15 protein-coding genes are annotated in these 20,811 nt (G+C 69.9%); 8 read left to right on the plus strand and 7 right to left on the minus strand.

Annotation, left to right across the window (positions count from 1 at the left end; genetic code table 11):
* Nucleotides 1-99 precede the first annotated feature (99 nt).
* A complete protein-coding gene (locus E8A74_RS02155; RefSeq protein WP_136927214.1) occupies nucleotides 100-1,353 on the plus strand; it encodes an ArsB/NhaD family transporter in 1,254 nt (417 codons plus the stop codon).
* Here the strand turns inward: E8A74_RS02155 and E8A74_RS02160 are convergent.
* The 6 genes from E8A74_RS02160 to E8A74_RS02185 all read right to left on the minus strand — a co-directional run bounded on the left by E8A74_RS02160 (nucleotide 1,350) and on the right by E8A74_RS02185 (nucleotide 11,465).
* Complete coding sequence (locus tag E8A74_RS02160; RefSeq protein ID WP_136927215.1) at nucleotides 1,350-3,776, minus strand: metallophosphoesterase family protein; 2,427 nt, start codon at nucleotides 3,774-3,776, stop codon at nucleotides 1,350-1,352. The genes E8A74_RS02155 and E8A74_RS02160 overlap by 4 nt on opposite strands.
* Before the next feature lie 43 nt (nucleotides 3,777-3,819).
* On the minus strand, nucleotides 3,820-4,059 hold the full coding sequence (locus tag E8A74_RS02165; RefSeq protein ID WP_136927216.1) for a hypothetical protein: 240 nt from the start codon (nucleotides 4,057-4,059) through the stop codon (nucleotides 3,820-3,822).
* Between the two features lie 424 nt (nucleotides 4,060-4,483).
* A complete protein-coding gene (locus tag E8A74_RS02170; RefSeq protein ID WP_136927217.1) occupies nucleotides 4,484-7,585 on the minus strand; it encodes an efflux RND transporter permease subunit in 3,102 nt (1,033 codons plus the stop codon).
* Nucleotides 7,582-8,820: an efflux RND transporter periplasmic adaptor subunit gene (locus tag E8A74_RS02175; protein WP_136927218.1), complete on the minus strand. Its 1,239-nt coding sequence runs from the start codon at nucleotides 8,818-8,820 to the stop codon at nucleotides 7,582-7,584. Before E8A74_RS02175 ends, E8A74_RS02170 begins: the two co-directional genes overlap by 4 nt.
* Nucleotides 8,821-8,822: 2 nt before the next feature.
* Entirely contained in the window at nucleotides 8,823-10,523 is a 1,701-nt protein-coding gene (locus E8A74_RS02180) for an alpha/beta fold hydrolase (protein ID WP_136927219.1), read from the minus strand.
* Between the two features lie 72 nt (nucleotides 10,524-10,595).
* Complete coding sequence (locus tag E8A74_RS02185; RefSeq protein ID WP_136927220.1) at nucleotides 10,596-11,465, minus strand: hypothetical protein; 870 nt, start codon at nucleotides 11,463-11,465, stop codon at nucleotides 10,596-10,598.
* 63 nt (nucleotides 11,466-11,528) lie between these two features.
* On the opposite strand from E8A74_RS02185, the gene E8A74_RS02190 reads away from it, so the two are divergent.
* The 7 genes from E8A74_RS02190 (at nucleotide 11,529) to E8A74_RS02220 (ending at nucleotide 18,012) form a co-directional block, all read left to right on the plus strand.
* Complete coding sequence (locus tag E8A74_RS02190; protein WP_136927221.1) at nucleotides 11,529-12,578, plus strand: AAA family ATPase; 1,050 nt, start codon at nucleotides 11,529-11,531, stop codon at nucleotides 12,576-12,578.
* Nucleotides 12,575-13,114 carry a hypothetical protein gene (locus E8A74_RS02195; RefSeq protein WP_136927222.1) on the plus strand — a complete coding sequence of 180 codons (540 nt, stop codon included), beginning with the start codon at nucleotides 12,575-12,577 and terminating at the stop codon, nucleotides 13,112-13,114. Before E8A74_RS02190 ends, E8A74_RS02195 begins: the two co-directional genes overlap by 4 nt.
* A 13-nt stretch (nucleotides 13,115-13,127) precedes the next feature.
* Nucleotides 13,128-14,303, plus strand: a complete 1,176-nt coding sequence (locus tag E8A74_RS51760; protein ID WP_170228786.1) for a hypothetical protein — start codon at nucleotides 13,128-13,130, stop codon at nucleotides 14,301-14,303.
* A gap of 145 nt (nucleotides 14,304-14,448) precedes the next feature.
* Nucleotides 14,449-14,985 carry an RNA polymerase sigma factor gene (locus E8A74_RS51765; protein ID WP_170228787.1) on the plus strand — a complete coding sequence of 179 codons (537 nt, stop codon included), beginning with the start codon at nucleotides 14,449-14,451 and terminating at the stop codon, nucleotides 14,983-14,985.
* The gene (locus tag E8A74_RS51770; protein ID WP_170228788.1) at nucleotides 14,982-15,803 is read left to right on the plus strand and encodes a hypothetical protein; all 822 of its coding nucleotides are present in this window, start codon (nucleotides 14,982-14,984) and stop codon (nucleotides 15,801-15,803) included. Before E8A74_RS51765 ends, E8A74_RS51770 begins: the two co-directional genes overlap by 4 nt.
* A 129-nt stretch (nucleotides 15,804-15,932) precedes the next feature.
* Nucleotides 15,933-17,096, plus strand: coding sequence for a MopE-related protein (locus tag E8A74_RS02215; RefSeq protein WP_136927225.1), 1,164 nt, complete (start codon nucleotides 15,933-15,935; stop codon nucleotides 17,094-17,096).
* A 250-nt stretch (nucleotides 17,097-17,346) separates the two neighbouring features.
* Entirely contained in the window at nucleotides 17,347-18,012 is a 666-nt protein-coding gene (locus E8A74_RS02220; RefSeq protein ID WP_136927226.1) for a hypothetical protein, read from the plus strand.
* A 5-nt stretch (nucleotides 18,013-18,017) separates the two neighbouring features.
* Here the strand turns inward: E8A74_RS02220 and E8A74_RS02225 are convergent, their stop codons facing one another.
* Entirely contained in the window at nucleotides 18,018-20,807 is a 2,790-nt protein-coding gene (locus E8A74_RS02225) for a serine/threonine-protein kinase (protein ID WP_232379360.1), read from the minus strand.
* Nucleotides 20,808-20,811 lie beyond the last annotated feature (4 nt).

Here is a 20,811-nt window from a genome sequence, read left to right on the forward strand (position 1 = left end):
AAGGACAAACCCGCCGCTCGGTTGCTTGCGGCTCTTTCAAGCCCTCCGGCGTCCATTCGGAGCAAGCTCCCGACGCCGACACGAACCCGTGACCCCGCCATGAGCCACCTGCCCACGCTCGCCGTGTTCGTCGCGACCTACGCGCTGATCGCCTTTCGGCGCCTGTCGCTCCTGCCGATCGGCCGGCCCGCAGGCGCGCTCGCCGGGGCGTGCGCGATGGTCGTGCTCGCGTCGATCGAGCCGCGCTGGGGCATCGACGCGAACGCCGCGTTCGCCGCCGTCGAGCCGAACACGATCGGGCTCCTGCTCGGGATGATGCTGCTCGCCGCCGCGCTCGCGGAGGCCGGGTTCTTCGAGATGGCCGCGTCGTATTTGCTGAAGCGGGAGCCCTCGCCGGTGGGCCTGCTCTACGGCACGACGATCGCTTCGGGGGTGCTCTCGGCCGTGCTGGTGAACGATCCGGTGTGCGTGCTCTTCGCGCCCGTGGTGGACGCGACGGCGCGGCGGGCGGGCCTGCCCCGCGTGCCCTACCTGCTCGCGCTGGCGATGGGGGCGAACGCCGGCAGCGCGATGACGCTCGCGGGAAACCCGCAAAACATGCTCGTCGCGCACCTCTCGGGGTTGTCGTACCGGAGTTACCTCCTGCGCGCGGGGCCGGCCGGCTTCCTCGCGCTGCTGGTGACGGCGGCGACGCTGCACTTGCTCTTCCGGAAGCAACTGCGGCCGACGAGCTCCGCGGCGATCGAGGCGGACGCCCCCGTCACGGCCCGATCACGCGGGGAGCTGACGCTCGCGCTCGTCGTGCTCCTGGGTGTCTCGATCGCCTTCCTCGCCGGCGCGAACCTCGCGTTCGCCGCGCTCACGGGCGCGGCCGCGCTCCTCGTCCTCCGCAGGCGTGATCCCTCGTCGCTCTTCTCGGGCGTGACGTGGACCGTGCTCGTCTTCTTCGGCGCGCTCTTCATCGTGGCGGCCGCGTTCCAGCGCACGGGCCTCGTCGACGAGGCGCTCGCCGCGGCACGGCCGTTCATCCCGGCCGATCGCGGCGCCGCGATGGCCGCGCTCTCCGCGATGTTCACGCTCGGCTGTCAGGTCGTGAGCAACGTGCCCTTCATCCTGCTCGCCGAGCCGATGATCCGGACCTTGCCCGATCCCACGCTCGCCTGGACCGTCACGGCGATGGCCACGACGCTCGCCGGCAACCTCACGCTCCTCGGCTCCGTCGCGAACATCATCGTCGTCGAGGCGGCGCACGCGGAAGACGAGATCGGGTTCGTCACGTACCTCCGCGCGGGCTTGCCCGTGACGGTCGCCTCGATGGTCGTGGCGATCGGCTACCTGCTGCTCGCCGGTTAATCCGTCGCCGACGAGAGCAATGCGTTGAGCACGTGGCGCGCGTACCGCCCCTCGCTCTCGCTGAGCCCGTGGTTCGGATCGGTGACGCACGTCCAGAACACGGCGTTGATGACGGTCTGGAGCATGAGGCGGAGCTTCGTGGCCTCGGGATCCATCGTCTCGGTGCAGATCGCGCGGGCAAGGTGGCCGAGCGCGCGCTCGACCTGGGTGTTCTCCTCCTCGCTCGCGAGACAAACGACGCCGAGCGAGGACTCCTCCTCCGGCGCGAGGCGCAGCGGGAAGCACAAGATCCAGCGGTAGTGCCGCGCGAAGAGGCGGTGATGATCCGGGCTCGGCTGGTAGATGATGCTCGTCGTCGCGTGCGCGTCGCGATGCCACGCGGCCGCGATGTTGAAGCGGAAGGCGTGGCCCGCGACGCCGCTGCCGCAGGTGAAGCGCGCGGCCCAGGACTGCGGCCAGAACTGGCCGAACGCCGGGCAGAGCACGCGCAGGTTCGCGTCCCAGATCATGCCCATCCACGACCCGCGCTCCGAGAGCAGGCCGTTCCGCACGATCGGCGCGGTCTGCACGCCCCACGGCGAGGCCGTGGCGATCTTGTAGATCGAGTTGCCGACCGCCTCCGTGAGCTTCGCCGAGAGCGAGTGGTTCGACATGGGCTTGCCGCAGCAACGCTCCAGCAAGGCGCGCGCGGTCCACTTCGCGGCCTCGGGATACTCCTTGCCGGGGCCTCCGGGGCGATACGCGAGCGAGTACCGGTAGCCCACGATCGGCCCCGGGATCTTGAGCTCCACGTGCGACTTGCCCACGATGAAGTGCGAGCGGCACCGCTCCTGCTCGAACTCCACGGGCTCCCAGCGATCCTCGCCGAACTGCTCGTAGCAGCGCTCGACCATGGGATACGCGTCCTCGATCGTCGCGCCCGAGCTCTCGGCGAACACGAGCGCCAGCGTGAGGTGGTCGGACTCGAACCGGACGACGTGCGAGCGGACGTCGTAGCCGTCGATCAAGTTGGGGTACCAACGATCGCGCTTCTCCAGCAAGTTCAGCTCGGCCTGCGTGAGCGCGACGGCGTTCGAAAGGTGGTAGCTCCACGTGAGATAACGCTCGGTCTTGTCGGCGCCCTGGAGCATGAAGCGCACGCGCCCGCCGCCGAGGGGCTCCTCCTTCACCTCGCGACGGCCGCGCCACGTGGTCGCGCGCGGCTCGGCCTGGACGTTGTTGTAGGGCGGTTCGAGCACGGCGATCGGCGTCTCGACGGGGGCCACGAAGTCACGCAGCTCCACCTCGACGAGCGCGATGCCGTCGTCGCCGACGCTCCAGATCCGGGTGTGCTCGCGGGCCTTCACGAAGCGCTCGGCCTGCGCGACGGGCTCCCAGTTTACCTCGAAGTATTTGCGCTTCGGCTCGAGCGCGTACTCGCCGGCCTCGCCGTCGCGCTCGTACACCTCGACGCTGACCGTGCTCGGGCTGAGCCGCACCACCGAGAACTGGTTGCCCACGGCGCCGGGGCGCTCGTGCGCGGCCGAGCCGAGCGATCCCGTGGAGATGATGACGAAGCGGCTCTTGAAGAGCTCGACGAGCTTCGAGCTCTCCTGGTGCGTGTGGCCGTGGAAGCCGATGCGGAAACCCGCGGCGTAGAGGGTGCCGACGTCCTGGAGCGTCAGGTAGTCGGGGCGCCCGCGCTCGCTCGTGAAGCCGTGGTGCCAGACGGCGACGCGCAGCGTGTCGCGATCGAGGCCGTTGGCGAAGTCGCGCGCGGCGGAGACGGCGCGCGTGGAGATGCAGGCGCCGGTCCAGTACTTGTCGTTCCGATGGCAGGAATTGAAACCGAAGAACGCGACTTTCTCCGTGGGGAAGACATGCGCCGACCAATGCTCGCGTTCGTTCGGGTCGAGAAGATCAAAGGCGCGGCCGCGGCCATCCAAGGACTCGCCATAGAAACGGTCGAAGAAGCGCTGGACGTTCGCGAAGCGCTTGTTGTACTCCGCGCCCGCCCGCAGCTTGACGAGGTCGAGGTGACCGTAGCGGCCCACGTCGATGCGCAGATCCGAGAGATCCGGCGAGCGCTTGAGCCGCTGCATCTCCTGTTCGAGGAGGTCGAAGTCGTGTGCGGTGCGCAGCGACGTGACGCGCACCGGCTCGCCGATGTCAGCGCCCCAGTCGACGTCGTGGTTGCCCGGAACGAACACGACGCGCGCGCGCTCGCGGTTCATGACGAGCGGCAGGACACGGTGCTCCGCGAATTCGAGCAGCTCGTCGTACTCCGCGGCGCTCCCGCGCTGCGTGAGATCCCCGCTCACGACGACGAAGTCAAAGGGGGCCGGGTGCAGCGTCCCCAGCGCTTGCGCCGGGTGCATCCACACGTCGTCGAGCGATTGCCCGGGCTCCGTGACGTGAAGATCCGACAGGTGGAGGATGTACATTCGGTCCCAGCGCTACATCGACGCGCGGACCGCTTCGGAAGTTCTAGCGGCCGCTCGCAGCGCGTCGCCTCGAGGTCGACGGGTTGGAGGATGGCATGGACTCGCGTTGTGTGTTCGGCGCAAAGGAGCCGGACAGAAGCTCCTTCGTGTAGCGGATGGCCTGCATGGCCACCGCCCGGTCGATGACGAAGGGTTCACGAACGAGGACCACTGCATCCTGAAACGCCGCTTCGCGAGGGGCAACAGCGACGGCCGGGGTGTGAGGTCGGTTCTTGGCGCTCATCGTTCATCTCCCAAAAGCCGATTTTTCAGAGTTTCCAGGAAACCCTGGCCGGGGTGCAAGAGAAGATTGCCGCTCGGGGAACATGGGGAAGGGTGCAGCGCGAAGGGAGCGCCGCGTTTGCCCCGGCACCGAGTGTGCGCAGCGCGATCGTCCCTCGGATCGCGGCAGCGTGACTCCCTCGGCCCCCAGCGGTCGGCATGCGCCAATCCTACACGATGTGCAGAAGAAGCAAGCCTGACGCGTAGCGGTTTGTGCACGTTCGTGTCGACCGAGGCGAACCCCCGACCGTCCAGGCTGCGGAATGTTCTTTGCAGCATCAAGCCACCTCGGCGCACCTAAAGCCGAGCCTCTCGAACGGCAACAGTTGTGATCGATTTTTCTGCCGGGACGGGAGGGGGGAGCACGAGTTGGTCGGCCCAGCGCGTCAAACGTGCGGGGGAGGCGGGACCGGCTCGGCGAGGGGCGGGGTGGACGCGGGGCGAGCGCGCGCGAGGCGGGCCGCGATGCGGTCGGCGACGACGTAAAACGCAGGCACCACGAGGAGGCTCAGGCCCGTGGAGATCACGAGGCCGCCGATGACCGCGATCGCCATGGGCGCGCGCACCTCGCTGCCTTCGCCGAGCGCGAGCGCCGAGGGGATCGCCGCCATCAGGGTCGCGATGGATGTCATCAGGATGGGCCGGAGACGCACGGGCCCCGCTTCGAGCATCGCGTCGAGCGCGTTCTTGCCGTGGTTGCGTAGCTCCGTCGCGTAGTCGACCAGGATGATCGAGTTCTTCTTCACGATCCCCATCAAGAGGACGATCCCGATCATGCTGAAGATGTTGAGCGTCTGCTTCATGAGGAGCAGCGCGAACGCAGCGCCCGCGACGGAGAGCGGGAGGATCGTCAAGACGGTGACCGGGTGCAGGAACGAGTTGAACTGCGACGCGAGCACCATGTACGCGACGATGATCCCGAGGATCAGCGCGAAGATGAGGCCCCCCATGGACTCGCGGAAGGCGACCGACGCCCCGCCGAGGACCACGTGGTAGCCAGTCGGTACGTCCTTGCCGAGCTTCTCCACGAGCGCGAGGGCGTCGCTCTGCGACTTGCCCGGCGCGACGTTGCCGAAGAGGGTGATCGCGCGCTCGCGATCCCGGCGCGTGATCGCCTGGAGCGCCGGCTGCTCCTCGTACTTCACGAGCGTCGAGAGCGGAACGAGCTCGCCCGATCGCGCGCGGATCTTGAGGCGCGAGAGATCCTCAGGCCGCGAGCGTTGATCGGCCAGCAGGCGCATGCGCACGTCGACACGTCGCCCGCCCGCGCTGTACTTGCCCACGCGCGTGCCGCCGACGAGCGCGTTCAGGGTCGTCGCGATCTCCTCGACGGAGATGCCGAGATCCGCGGCGCGCGCGCGATCCGGCACGATCCGTAGCTCGGGCATGCCGAGCTGGTAGTCGGAGTCGAGGTCGACGACGAGGCCCGCCGCCTGAAGCTCGGCCTTCATGCGTTCGCTGTGCGAGACGAGCTCGCCCCACTCGGGCCCGCGGATCGAGAACTCCACGGGGAAGCCGCGCGACGCGGTGAAGCCCGACTGCGAGAGGTCTTGCACGACGGCGCGTAGACCCGGGATCGCGTTGAGCTCCTTGCGCAGGACGGCGGCGAACTCGTTCTGCGTCGCCTTGCGCTCGCCCCGGGGCTTGAGCGTCACGAAGATCATGCCGCTGTTCACGGCGCCCGTGCCGAAGCCGCCGACGACCACCAGCGTGCGCGCCACCTCGGGCGCGTTGTTCACGATCGTCTCGGCCTTCGTGACGATCTTATCCGTCTCGCGGATGTCGGAGCCGACGGCGGTCGTGAGCCGGACCATGAGGCGGCTTTGATCCTGCGAAGGGACGAACTCGCCGGGGAGCGCCTGAAACGCGAAGACCGCGCCCACGAAGAGGCCCACGGACGCGACGAGCACGAGCGAGGGGAACTTGAGGCCCCGCGCGAGCAGCCAGCCGTAACCGGCGGAGAGCTTGTCGAAGGCGTGATCGACGAAGATGCCGATCTTGCTGCGGCCCTCGCGCGAGGTCGTGAGGAGCTGCGCGCAGCGCGCGGGCGCGAGCGTGATGGCCTCGACGTACGAGAGGGCCACGGCGATGCAGAGCGTCACGCCGAACTGGAGGAAGAAGCGCCCCATCACGCCTTCCATGAAGATGACGGGGATGAAGATGGCGATGACGGCGACCGTGGCGGCGAGCGCGGCGAAGGTGATCTCGGCCGTGCCCTCGCGCGCGGCCCGCACGCGATCCTTGCCCTGCTCGGCGTGCCGGAAGATGTTCTCGAGCACCATGATCGCGTCGTCGACGACGATGCCGACCGCGAGCGAGAGGCCGAGGAGCGTGAAGGTGTTCAGCGTGAAGCCGAGGAAGTAGATCGCCGCGATCGTCCCGAGCAGGCTCATCGGGATCGCCAGGATCACGTTCAGCGTGCTGGAGAGCGATCCGAGGAAGAGCCAGCAGACGAGGGCCGTGAGCGCGACCGCGAGGATCAGCTCGAGCTCGATCTCGTGGACCGACTGCTCGATGAAGCGCGTCGAGTCGAAGTTGATCTGGAGCTCCATGCCCTCGGGCAAGGTCTTCCGGATCTCGTCGAGCTGCGCCTTCACGCCGCCCGCGACCGCGACCGCGTTCGAGCCGCGCTGCTTTTTGATGCCCATGCCCTGCGCGGGCTGGCCATTCACGCGCGACATGCGCCGCACGTCCTCGAAGCCGTCCTCGATGATCGCGACGTCCTCGATGTACGTCGGGACGCCCTCCTGCTCCCGCACGACGATGCGGCGGAGCGTCTCGAGGTCGAGCGCCTCGCCGAGGACACGCACGCTGATCTCGCGGCCCGTGGTCTCCAGGCGCCCCGCAGGAAGCTCCACGTGCTCCCGGCGCAGGGCCGCGATCACGTCCGTCACGGTCAGCGACTTGGCCGCGAGTTTGTCAGCGTCGAACCAGACGCGGACGTTGCGCTCGAGGTAGCCGCCCAGCATGACCTCGCCGATCCCCGGCACGGTCTGGAGCTTCTCCTTGACGCGGTAACGCGCGTAGTCGGAGAGGGTCTGCGGCGAGAACGGCCCGGACAACCCGATCCACATGATCGGCTGGTCCTCGGGGTTCGACTTGGAGATGACGGGCGGGTCGATGTCGCGCGGCAGGCGCGACTGGGCCTGCGAGACCTTGGCCTGCACGTCCTGGAGCGCGGAGTCGACGTTGCGCGAGAGGTCGAGCTCGACCGTGATCGAGGCGCCGCCCTGGCGTGAGGAGGAGGTGAGCGATTTGACGCCTTCGACCTGGACGACCGACTCCTCGATCTGCTCGACGATGTCGTGCTCGACGGCCTCGGGCGCGGCGCCTTCCCAGGTGACGTTGACGTTGATGGTCGGGAAGTCGACGTCGGGGAACTGGCTGATGCCGATGCGGGTCGCCGCGACGATGCCGAAGACGATCGTCGCGAGCATCATCATCCACGCGAGGACGGGCTTGCGCAGGCACGCTTCGGTCAGGCTCATGGCGCGCTCCCTCCCTTCGCAGGCGCGCCGACGCCTTCGCTCGGCGCGCTCGAGGTCCCCGGCGGCGCGGCCGCGCTGGAGGCCCCGGGCGGTCCTTTGCCCGGCCCTTGTCCCGGCGGCACGACGCGCACCGTGGTGCCATCACGCAGCGGCTCGGCCCCACGCACGACGAGCATCTCGCCGGGCGAAAGGCCCTTGCGCACCTCGACACGCCCGTCGGCCGTGCGCATGCCGAGCGCGAGCACGCGCTCGTGCGCGACGTTGTTCTCCACGACGAACGCGAGGAAGCCCTTTTCGCTCGGGCGAATCGCGGTCTGCGGGATGACGGGCGCGTTCTCGGTCGCGCCGACGCGCACCGTGACGTCGGCGAACGCGCCGGGCCGGAGCGAATCTTTTTTCTCGTCCGCGACCTCGGCGACGATCGGAACCATCCGCGTCGCGGGATCCGCGGCGTCCGCGACGAGCGTGATCTTCGCGGTGAAGTCGTGCTCGATGCCCGTGACCTTGAACGAGACGTTCATGCCGGCCGAGAGGCGCGGCGCGTCGGCCTCGGGGACCGGGAAACGAAGCAGGAGCGGGTCGCGACGCAGGACCGTGCCGAGCACCGCGCCGGGCTGGACGAACTGGCCGGTCTGCACCGTGCGCGTCTGCATCTTGCCCTCGATGGGCGCGCGCACGTACGCGTCGCGCAGGTTCAGGTTCGCCTCGTCGAGCGCCGCGCGCGCCTCGGCGACCTGCGCCGCCCCGGTGCGCGCGCGTGTCCTCCAGCCGTCGACGTCCTCCTTCGAGAAGACGCCCGCGCCGTCTTCGCCCGCTTTTTCCCGCCGATCGAGGTTCTGCTGCGCCTCGGCCGCCGAGGCTTGCGCGCGCTCGAGCGTGGCCTTGGCGCTGCGGACGGCGAGGTTGAAGCGGGCCGGATCGATCTCGACGAGGACCTGGCCTTTCTTGACGACGTCACCTTCGGCGAAGCGCACGTGCTCGATCACGCCGGAGACACGCGCCGTGACCTGCACACGCTCGTACGCGTCGACGCTGCCGACGGCGGTGACGGAGTACTCGACGCGCTCGCCCGGGACGGGCGCGAGCTCGACGGGGAACGCCATCTTCCCCTTGCCGCCCCCGGGAGGGCCTGCGCCCTCGTCCTTTTTCGAGCAGCCGAAGAGCGCGATCACGAGGAGCGTGATGCCGAGGGTGAGCCAGACCGAGAGCCTTCGGGGTGTTGCGAAAACAGGCATGATCACGGGTCCGATGGAGCGAGGACCACCCCCCCTGCGGGGCTGTTCGTGGTCATCCACGTGGTGAGCGAGTCGTACCATTTCGTCACATCGCCCTGACCGTCATCGGTGCCGGACAGGGGATCGATGTGCGTGAGCTTGACGATGTCGAGCACGACGAACGCATCGGGATCCGTGCGAGGTTTGCCCGCGAGGGGCCGGTCCGGTCCGATGGGTACGTTCTGAACGAGCGCGCGCAGCGGGTCGAGGGCGGCCGTGTCCCCGACGAGGCCCGCGACGGCGGCGAAGATCGGGAGGTCCATGGAAGCGCCGTGAATCGCGCGCATTCCGTGCGTTGCGAGGGGCCAGTCGCCATCTTTCAAGACGAGCGTGGCCGCGGCCTGGGCGTCGAGCGAGAGGCGCGCCGGGAAGTACCACTCGGCGAAATCGAGCGAGGGGCCCTCGAACCAGGAGCGCGAAATGTCGTCCAGGGAGGTGTGCTCGCGCGGGCTCTTGGCGTCGTACTCCACCCAATCGTACGTGGCCGTAGGATCGGAGGGCTGGATGAGCTTGGTGCCGAAGAGGCTGTCGTACGCGGCGAGCGCGCCGCCCTTGCTCTCGCCACACGAGACGGCCGCGAAGGAGACGCCGTTCGACGCTTCGTCCATGGCGAACCCCATGGCCGCGCGGTTCGTCATGCGCGGGACCTGGGTGAGCGAGAGGAGCGTGAGGAAGGCGTTGTCGCGGTAGGGATCCTCGGTGATCGCGGTGGGCGACCACATCGCGCGCATGCCGGCGACCGCGGCGACGGGGTAGATCTTGAGGCCGAGCAAGGGGAGCGCGATGTAACGCGTGGTCTTGCGGATCGTCTCGAGGCCCGGGGTGAGGTAGGCGTTGGGCTCCTGGGACGAGCCTTTCAGGTAGTCCTCCTCGGTGATCGTCGGGGCAGCGGCACCCTCCTGCCGCGCGACGCCGTCGACGAGGACGAGGCCCGCGAGCTCGCCGTAACCAGGCTTTCCGTCGAAATCCCAGGCCGCGTACTCCTCGACGATCGTGGCGCCGAGCGAGTGGCCGACGAGGAAGACGCGCGCCTTGCGCTCCTCGGGCGCGACGATCTCGATGACGCGGCGGAGGTCGCCGATCGTGGTGTCGAGCCCCCACTCGGAGGCGTAATCGACCGCGGTTTGATCAACGAAGCCCGGGAACGTCTTGTCCTCGGCGGGCTCCTCCTCGAAGTAGTAGCGCTTCGCGATCTCGGGATCCTTGCGGAACTCGGCGACGTCGAGGCCGTGGTGATCCTCGAGCAAGTTCGAGCGTCGATCGATGGCCCAGGCCTCGAAGGCCTCGCCCTGCTTGGACCTGCGCACGACCGCGCGCGCCATGGAATCGTAGCTGCTGGCGCCGCCGAGGAAGCCGGGCATGAGGACGGCGACCGCGCGGGCAGGCGCCGGCGGATCGGCGTCGACGCGGTACCGAACGACGCGGACGGCGTTGAGCTCGGCGGGCGTCGCGCTGCCCGTCAGGGGGTTCGGCGGGGGCGTGACGCCGGGGACGAGGAAGACGTCGCGGCGAATCCGCACGGGTCCGTCCTCGACGACGGTGGAGCTCGGCGGCGGCGTATACGGCGCGGGCGGGATGGGGAGCTCGACAGGATCGGAGCAGGCGACGAGGAGGGCGGCGCTCGCGAGGACGAGCGCCGAGGGACACGTGCGGCGCAAGGGCATGCGCCATCATTAAGGAAGGAGGGCGTCGTGGCGAGGGTTTCGCCCGGTTTCCGACGCCGATGGATCGCGGGCTCAGCGCCGCGGCGTCCTTGTCTCGGCAAACGCGAGGACCTCGGCGATCGAAGCCTCGTCGCCGTCCGCCGCGAGCGCCGCTTGCAGCGCGGCCTTGGTCTCGGGCGCGGCCGTGAGGTCGACGGCGATACGCAAGCGGCGCAAGTGCTCGTCGTCCCGCGAGGCGGCGAGGGCGACGAACGCGGCGGCGCGATCGACGACCGGCGCGCCCGGGTTCTCGGCGACGCGGAGCAGCTCGTCGGCGGGGACGGGCGAGGTGCGGATGCCCTCGTGGGCGCCCGATCCGATCGCCCGGAGCGCGCGCGCCCAGGCGTCGTAGGGCCTGCCGCCGCGGCCGAGGGCGTCGGGCGCGCTGGCGGGGCGGCGCGCGCTCGCGGCCTCCGTGGTGGCGCGAATCAAGCTGAGGAGGGCGTCGCGCTCGGCCCAGCGATCCTTGAAGACGCTGGTGGCGAAATCGACGGCGCGGCCCGAGCGGAGGGCGATGTTGATGCCGGGGTGGCGAAGGTAAAACCCGTCGGAGGTCTCGACGTAGGCGATGTCGCGATAAGGGATGAAGCGGGCGCGGATCCAGACGAGCAAGAGCCCATCCTCGCCGACGACGAGCTTGCGCGGATAAAGCAGGACAACGACGACCGCGAGGACGAGCGCGACCCAGAGCGTGGCGCCCCAAGGCCCCACCCGCACGAGCCCGCGCGCGAGGATCGCGACGGCGATGCCGAGGAGGATGCCGAGCCAGGGAAGGAGCGGCGAGGGCAAGGAGAAGACGGGGCGCTCGTCGGGCGAGCGGCCGAGGTCCCGGAGCAGGCCTTCACGGGAGGGCAGGCCCGTCGGGGAAGGGCGCGCGGCGCTGCTCGTTTTCGGCCGGCTCATCCGCGGGGCATGATGAACCCGGATGCGCGCGGGTTCCATCACGAGTAGGCTCGGGGCGCTCCCATGAAAATCCAGGCGGTCCGGTTGACGGAGTTCGGCGCGTTCAAGGACGTCGCGTTCCAGCCCTGCGCCGGCATCAACGTATTCCTGGGAACGAACGCCACGGGGAAGTCGCACGCCATGAAGGCGCTTTACGCGCCCATCAAGGTCATGGAGCACGCCGAGAGCACGATCCCCCTCGACGCCCGTATGCATGAAAAGCTCGCCAAGGTGTTCCGTCCCGACGACGGATTCCTCGGACGCCTCGTGCGGCGACGCAAAGGGCAAGGACACGGCGACATCGACATCGAGGGCAGCTCCGGGGATTTGCGGCTGACGCTGTATACCCGCGGCAAAAAGAAGCTCGACGTGCGCGCGGCGACCTGGAAGAGCGAAGAGCCGACCATCTTCCTCCCGACGCGCGAAATCCTCGCCATGTACGAGGGGTTCATCGCCGCGTACCAGGATCGGGAGCTCTCCTTCGACGAGACCTACTACGACGCGTGTCTTGCCCTCAGCCGGGCCGTGCTGCGCGGCCCCCGCTCCGCGCAGGCCAAGGCGCTGATCGAGCCCATCGAGGCCGCGCTCGGGGGAAACGTCGCCCTCCAGGGCGGGCGATTCTACCTCGTGCGCAAGGACGGCGCTATGGAAGCCCATCTCGTCGCGGAAGGCTTGCGCAAGATCGCTGGCCTCGCGCACCTCGTCCTCAATGGTTCCCTCACGAAGAACGGCATTCTGTTCTGGGACGAACCGGAGGCAAACCTCAATCCCCGGCTCGTCTCCCTCGTGGTGGACATCCTGCTCGAGCTCGGAAAGCGCGGCGTGCAGATCTTCGTCACGACGCACGATTATCTGCTCGCCCACAAGCTCTCCCTCCTCTCGGAGTATGGCCGGTGTCCAGATGTTCCCATTCGCTTCTTCGCATTTCACCGGAAGGAAGAGCACGACCCGGTGCAAATCGCGCCGGGCAGCACGCTCGCCGAGCTGCCGGACAATCCGATCCTCGACGAGTTCACGAAGCATTACGATTTCGAGCGGAAGCTCTTCGACGAAGACGCGCGGAGCACCGCGTGAGCGCGCTTCACGTCGAGGGGCGGCTCTCCTTCTCCTTCGGGGACGACTGGCAGATCCTCAAGTGGGACGACCACACCGCGTTTCAGGATGGATTGAAGCGATTCGAAGGGACCCGGGCCGTCGATTTCGTAGGCCTGCTCTTCGGCGCGCCCTGGTTCATCGAGGTCAAGGACTTCCGGGACTATCGAATCGAGAACAAGCAGCGGCTCACGAGCGGTGAGCTCGCGAAAGAGATCGCGTGGAAAGTGCGTGATTCGATCGCCTCGATGGCGTGGGCATGTCAGCGAACCCCCCTCGACCGGAACGATCTCGGCCCGTTCTTGCGCTCCCTCCTGGGGTGCAAGCACAAGGTCCCCGTCGTGCTCTGGCTCGAAGAGGATCGCCCGCCGACGCCCGCCGCGGCTTCCGCGCTCGCCGAGGCGATCAAGCGCGAGCTCACATGGCTGAATCCCAAGGTGCTCGTCATGTGCCGCGATCTCGCCGAACAGCACGCGATCCCTGGTCTCGTCGTCACGAGCCAGCCCGCGCCTCGATGACCTGGGTGACCCCATGCTTCGGGCCCGCGCCCCTTCCTTGATCCTCGCCTCCCTCGCGTCGCTCGGCCTCGCCGCCGATGCGCACGCCGAGAGCGCGGTGCGCTTGCGATGGTCCGCGCCGGAAGGGTGTCCCACGGCCGAGGTGGTCTCGGCCGAGGTGGATCGATTGCTCGGCGGCCGAGGCGCGCAGGCCGCGCCGCTCGACGTCACGGCCGAGGTGAAGCGCGACGAGGCGGGGCGGTATCGGGTTCGGCTGGAGACACGGAGCGAGGAGGGACCCCGGACGCGTGAGGTCGAGGCCACCTCCTGCGCAGCCCTCGGCGAGGCCGCAGCCTTGATCATCGCCATGATGATCGATCCGGACGTGATCGCCGAACCGCCGCCGGAGGTCCCCCCCACGACCCGAACGGAAGCGCACATCACCACGAGCCCTCCCCCCCACGACCCGAACCGAAGCGCGCATCGGTCCGAGCCCTCCCCCCCACGACCCGAACCGAAGCGCGTATCGGTTCCGGCCCTCCCCCCCACGACCCAAACCGAAGCGCGTATCGGTCCGAGCCCTCCCCCCCACGACCCAAACCGAAGCGCGCATCGGTTCCAGCCCTCCCCCCCACGACCCGAACCGAAGCGCGTATCGGTTTCGAAGGTCCCTCTGTCGGTATCCCCACAACCGCCACCGCCGCCGATGGCCCTCTCCGTGCGTGCCCTCGCCGACGCCGGCACCTTCCCCACCCCCACCCTCGGCCTCGGCGCCGCGATCTCCCTCTTCGTCGGCAACTACCGCCTCGAAGCGGGCCTCACCTACCTCCCGACGCGCACCTTTCCCTTCCCCACCCTCGGCACCGCCACCGGCGACATCGACCTCACCCTCGCCCACGTCGGCGCCTGCGCGGCCTTCTTCCGGCGCCCCCGCATCGAGCTCGGCCCCTGCGTCGCCTTCGAGGCCGGCCGGATCCAGAGCTCCAGCGCCGGCGTCTCCTCCCCGGGCCAGGGCGCCGCCCCCTGGCTCGCCCTCTCCGCCGGCGGACGGTTCGGCTGGATGTTCGCGCGGCCCGTCGCCCTCGTCGTCGGCCTCGGCGCCGGCGTGCCCATCGTCCACCCGGACCTCGTCATCTCGGGCCTCGGCACCGTTCACCGCGCCTCGCCCGTCGTCGGGCGGGCCGAGCTCGGCTTCGAGGTGCGGTTCTGAGATTTTTGATCACGGAACGAGAAGGCGCCGGCCACCAAGGACACGCTTGCCCCCTTCCGCCTCCTGCCACGCTGCCCTCCCCTCGCCGCTCGCCCCCGAGTCCACGGCCGCGGCGCGCCCGGGGGGTGGGGGCGAGGTGGTCGCCGTGCCCCCCTTCGAAACCGTCTACGAGGAGCATTTCGATCTCGTCTTCCGCAACGTGCGCCGCCTCGGCGTCCCCGACGCGCTCGTCGACGACGCCGTGCAGGAGGTCTTCCTCGTCGTGTATCGCCGCCTCGGCCAGTTCGAGGGCCGCTCCTCGCTGAAGACGTGGATCTGCTCCATCGTCACGCGCGTCGCGAGCGACCACCGGCGCGCCCTGCGGCGAAAGAGCCCGCACGCCTGCGGCAAGGCCGAGGCCGTCGACGTCGATTCGGTGCCCGACGAGCGCACGGAGGGCCCGCACGAGTTTACCGTTCGGCTCGAAGGCGCGCGCCTCTTGCACAAGCTGCTCGACGAGCTCGAATTCGACAAACGCACCGTGCTCGTGCTCGCCGAGCTGGAGCAGATGACGGCGCCCGAGATCGCGGACGCGCTCGGGGAAAACGTGAACACCATTTACGCGCGGCTGCGGGCGGCGCGGCGCGATTTCGAGCAAGTGGTCGCCCGGGAGCGGGCGCGCGACACGTGGAGGCTCCGATGAGCGAGCTCGGCCCCGAAGCCCGGGCCATCCTTCTTGCAGGGCGCGACGGGGACGAGCCCTCGCCCGCCGATCGCGCCCGCCTGCGCCGATCGATCGCGGCCGCGATTGCCGCAGGTGGAGCAGCTTCGGTCGGGGGCGAGGGCGTCGCCGACGCCGCGACGACGAAGCTCGGCGAGGTCGCCGCCGCCACGAAGATCGCCTCCGCTGCCAAGACCAGCGCCGTGGTTTCCCTCGGTGGTCTCGCGTGGAAAGGAATGCTTGCCTTGATCGTGGGCGGCGCCGCCTCTGCCGTGGCGATCCTCGGGCCCACGGCGACGCACGTGGAGACGCCCCCCGCGGCGACACACCTCGAAGCGCCCGCACCCTTCGGACAAACCCCGCCCGCGCAAAAGCCGGCGGAGGTCGAGGTGCGGCCTTTGGAGGCTCTCCCCACGGACGAACCGCCGCCGCCTGCGCCCGCGCTCCCGAATACACCGGTGGTGAATGCGCTTCCCAAGCGGCCGGCGGCGCCCCTCGCGACGAACGAGCCTCCCCCGGCGCCCGTGGACCCGCTGCTCGCCGAAACGAAGCGCCTTCGCGCCGTGCACGGCGCCATGAAGGAAGGGGATCCCGAGCAGGCCTTGCGTTTGCTCGACGAGACCTCGGCGGGCGCGGAAGGGCAATCGCTCCGCGCGGAGCGGACCGCGGCGCGCGTGCTCGCGCTCTGCAAGCTCGGCCGCGTCGCCGAGGCCCGCGCCGAGGCAGCCAGGTTCCTCTCGGAGAGCCCCGGTTCGCCGCTCGCCGATCGCGTGCGGAAGGCCTGCCCCGCGAGCCCTTAACATTTCGACACGGATCGGCGGACGTCCGGCCACGAAGACAGACGAAGACCCGGACAACCGCGCCGTGCGTCCCTCGCGCGGGCGAACGGACGCGCACGCCCATTCCTCCACGAGAAAGACGGTCCTCCCATGAAAAACCTTCGTGCTTCCTTCCTCAAGGCCCTCCTCCCCTTCGGCGCCCTCCTCGCGATCGCGCCCTTCGGCGGGTGTATCGATCACGTCATCATCGGCGGCAACGACGGCCCGTGTATTGCCGACTCCGATTGCGCGCCCGGCCAGTTCTGCGTGAACGGCGCTTGTGTCGTGCAGAACGACGGCCCCCAGCCCGAGGTCTGCAATGGCGTCGACGACGATCTCGACGGCCAGATCGACGCGACCCCGAACGGCCCCGTCGTCTGCGCCAACGGGAGCGTCTGCGTGAATGGCATGTGCGGCGGTCAGGTGCAATGTAGCGCGGACATGCCGTGCCCGCCGAACGCGTATTGCGACGCGAACGGCATGTGCCAGCTCGTGTGCGACTGTCCCCCCGACCATTTCTGCGACATGTCCGGGATGTGTGTCCCGGACCCGGTGTGCAGCGCCCTCCCCGAGCAATGCGACGGGATCGACAACGACTGCGACGGCCAGGTCGACGAGCAGAACCCCGGCACGGTCCTCTGCCCGAACGGCGGCGCCTGCATGGCCGGCGCCTGCGTGGTCGTGCATTGCATGACCGACGCCGAGTGCCCGCCCGGCCAGCTCTGCAACCCGATGGTCGCCGTCTGCGTGCCAGGCGGCTGCGTCCCGGCGCCCGAGGCTTGCAACGGCCTCGACGACGATTGCAACGGCATCCCCGACGACAACGCGTTCTGCGCCGACGGCACCCCTTGCGTCAATGGCCAGTGCGGCGGCATGTGCTCGCCCACGCCCGAGCTCTGCGACGGCTACGACAACGATTGCGACGGCGTGGTCGACGAGTCCACGCCCGGCGCGCTCCTCTGCCCGATGGGCGGCGCGTGCGTCAATGGCATGTGCACGTTCCAGGGCTGCATGACCGACGCCGATTGCCCCGCCGGCCATCTCTGTGACCCGGCGAACGGGACGTGCGTCAACCCGAACGGCTGCGTCCCCACGAACGAGACCTGCGACGGGATCGACAACGACTGCGACGGCATGGTCGACGAGGGCAACCCGGGCGCCTTGAACTGCCCCGCGCCGCAGCTCTGCCTGAACGGCAACTGCACGATCCTGCAATGCGCGAGCAACGCCGACTGCCCGGCGGCCACGACCTGCGTGAACGGCCTCTGCAAGTAACCCCCCCGCCGCGCCCGCCGGCGCCGGAGGGCCCGGCGGGCGACGCGGAGGTTCCGTAGCAGCCTCCGCGCGCCAAAGGTCGGCTTCCCCACGGCTCGTCCTCGGTCCCTCGGAGGGGGTCGGAGAAACCTTCCGGCCAACGCGATTTTTTTCGTCACATCGGTTCGCAGCGGGAACTCTCTCGATGAAGGCTGGGGGGCCGTTCGTCCCGCCCGGGGCCTCTTGTTCGTTCTTCCGAGGAGAGTACGCCATGATCAGTGGGCATATCGGCGCAGGTCAGTACATTCTTTTTCAGCGCGATCCGCGCGTTCCGAGCGCGCCGCTGCTCGAGGTCGGGCGCCTCGTGGTGACGGAGCTCGACGGGGATACCCGCGTCGAGCACTGGTTCCTGTACACGAGCGCGCCCGTCGGTTCCGGTTACGCGGAGTACGTCCGCCCGAGCAGCTCGTTCCTGGGCACGCCGGTGGGTCTGTCGTTCCGGGGCACCGGCGCGCCGCCGGCCAGCTTCAACGTGAACGACTACCTCGCGCGGCTGACGATCTCGACGGGTTGTGGCATCGAGTACATCGAGGCGCGTTGCGACCGGCTCGCCTCGAACAACGCCGGGAGCATCTCCGCCGCGATGCCGAGCCTGCCGCAGCAGGTCGACCTCGGCATCTACGACATCACCCAGGGCAACCGGCGCGTCGGCGTGCTCGTCGTGACGCCCATCGCCAGCGGCACCCTGGAGACGTGGCACCTCTTCGACCGCGTCACGACGAGCACGCTGAACAACCTCAACGAGGCGCCGTACAGCGCCCCTGACGCGAGCCTCGGCGGGACGTACGCGCTGACCTACCTCGGCGCCGTGAACACGCCGGATCTCACGGGCCGCGCCGTCGTGACGGTGAACGCGCTCTGCGCCGTGGCCGCGTGAAACGACTAGGCGCGTGGCATTCCTTCGAGCGCCTCCTCCACCGAGAGCACATCCATCCGATCCCGTCGCCGATCCACAGGGACGAGCGCGACGAGCCTGTCGACGTCGTCCCTCCCCCACGTGACCGGCACCCCGGCCACCACGAAGAGCGCGAGCGCCTGCACGCCCACGCCGGGGATCGGGCATGTCCGCGCCGCCTCGACGAAGGCCTGCACCTCGGCCTCCGGCAAATCGCCGCCGTGCGCGAGGAAAAGCCCCGCGCAGAGCAGCGCGCCGACACGCTCCTGCAAAGGCCGCCACACACGGTAGGCCCGGCCGGCGAGGTCCCGCGCGAGGGCGCGATCCCCCGCGCGGTGGGCGACCGCGGCCTCGGTCAGGCATACGAGCGCTTCGAGGTCCGAGCCGCCCACGAGCGGCGTCGCCTCGACGAGCTCGTGGTCCACGGGACCGCCGTCGATCACGCCCATCCGGTACGCGACCGATCGGAGGATCCACTCGGCTCGGCCCGCGCAAACGGCATGGCGGCAGTGCCGCGCGAGGGCGAGCGCCTCCTCGGCTGTGGCCTTCGCCTCCTCGAAACGAAACGCTTCGAGCAGCGCCGAGGCCCCGAAGAGCAGCGCCCACAGCCGCGCCACGGGCCAACCCTCGCCCGCCGCCGCCGTCAGATGGCACGCCGCCGCCTCGTCGAAGCGACCCTGCCGATACCGCAGCCGTCCGAGCCAGCTCGCCGCGCGCGCCTGCGCGACCCGATCCCCTCCGGCCTCGGCCCACGCCGCGACCTCGGCGATCGTCGCCTCCTCGGCCGCGAGCGCCCCGCGCCGCGCCGCGAGCACCCGCACGCCCTGCCGCCGCAATTCGAGCGCCGGATCCGTGAACGGCGGCACCTCGGCCGCTGCCACGAGCACGCGGGACGTCCAGGGCCCGGCCGCGAGCGCCGCGCGCACGAGCGCCGCGAGGTGCGCGAGCGTCGGATCGTCGGCCGCGCCGGGCCGGCAAAGCTCGTAGAGCACCCGATCGAGCGCCGTCGACGTGTTCTCCGCGAGCGCGATCTCCACCCACGACGCGAAGAGCCGCGCCCGATCCTCGCGCGACGCCTGCGGATTCTGCCGGAGCATCCGCAGGCCCTCCGTGAGCAGGAGCGTCGCCCGCGTGGTGCGCCCCTCGGCCGCGAGCCGTTGCGAGGCCCGCACGACCTCCCGCGTCACGTCGGCCGCGCTCTCCCGATCGTCGGCGGCGCCCTTGAGCAGGTGCATCAGCCGGCCCGGCGCGCCGAGCGGCAAGGCCGCGGCGAGCGCCCGGTGCGCGCGCTGCTGCGCCTCGACCGTCCAGAACTCCTCCACATTCGGCCAGAGCACCGGGAGGAATTTCCCCTCGGGCAGCGGGCGCAAGACCTCCGCGCGCACGAGCTCGTCGAGCTCGACCTCGACGTCCTCCGGATCGTCGCCGCGCGCCTCGGCCAGCACGCCCACGTCCGCGTGCGGGAACGCGAGCGCCACCCATGCGACGAGGTCCCACTGCCGCAGCGTCAGATGGCGCCGCATCGCGCCCGTGTCGTCGTGCGGCGCGACCACGAGCCCCGCTTCGAGCACCTCGATCGCCTCGCGATCCATGGCCACGCGTTCGCCGTCCCAGCGCGCAAGGCCCGCGCGCACCCACGCTTCGAGCTCCCGCGCGACGAGCGCAGGCTCGCCCGCGGTCCGCGCGAAGAGCACCCGGGCGGCGTCCTCTTGCAGATACAGCAGGCGGTTCGGACCGGAGAACAAGGCCTGGAGCGCCGCCACCGTGCGCGGCGGCTGCCGATCCCGCGGCATCAGGACCGGACGGAGCGGCGGCGGGACGCGGCTCGAACGTGTCGAGGGGATGACGCGATCCCGCAGCCGCACCACGACCTCCGCGGCCGAGCGGGGTCGATCCGCGGGGTTCGTGGCGACGAGCTGATCGAGCACGAGCGCCACCTCGAAGGGCAGGCTCGGGACGAGCGTGCGCAGGTTCGGCGCAGGTTCGTTCAGGCGCGAAAGAATGAACGCGCACATGTCACGCTTCTCATGGGGGACGCGCCCCGTGAGCGCGAGGTACGCCATGACGCCGACGGCGTAGAGATCGGTGCGCGCCGTGGCGCGTTGCTCGCGGAACTGCTCGGGCGCGAGGTACGAGAGCGTGCCGACGATCTGCCCCGCGTCCGTGATCGGATCCGGCGACGCGGCGGAGGGCGACGAGAGGCCAAAATCGAGGACCACGGGGCGCTTGTCCGGCCCCACGAGCACGTTGTCGGGCTTGAGATCGCGATGAACGATGCCCACGGCGTGGATCCGCGCGAGCGTCTCCAGCAGGCCGACGAGGACGGGCTCGAGCTCCTCCCAGGAGCAAGGGACGCTCACGCCGGGGAAAGGCCGGCCCATGATGCGCTCGGTCACGAGGAAGGGGCTGTCGCCTTGGAGGCCCTCGTCGACGAGGCGCACCACGCCGGGCAGGCGCAGGAGCCGCAGCACCGCGATCTCTCGTTGCGCGCGCGCCGCGCAGGTCGCCGACACCGAGCGCAGCACCTTCAGCGCGACCCGCTCGCCCGTGAGCGTGTCCTCCGCCTCCCACACCGCGCCTTGCCCGCCGCGGCCGAGGAGCGAGACGAGCACGTACCGCTCCGCGACCCGGTTGCCCGCTCTCTCCTCACGCTTGGGGGGCACGGGCACGTCGTCGATGCGCGCGACCTCGCGCAGGAACGAGTCGTCCGACGCGTCGTCCGACGAGGAGCTCCCCGCGAGCGTGGACATGAGCCAGGCGAAGCTCTGCGACGACATCGTG

The sequence above is a fragment of the Polyangium fumosum genome (assembly GCF_005144585.1).
Taxonomy (GTDB): Bacteria; Myxococcota_A; Polyangia; order Polyangiales; family Polyangiaceae; genus Polyangium; species Polyangium fumosum.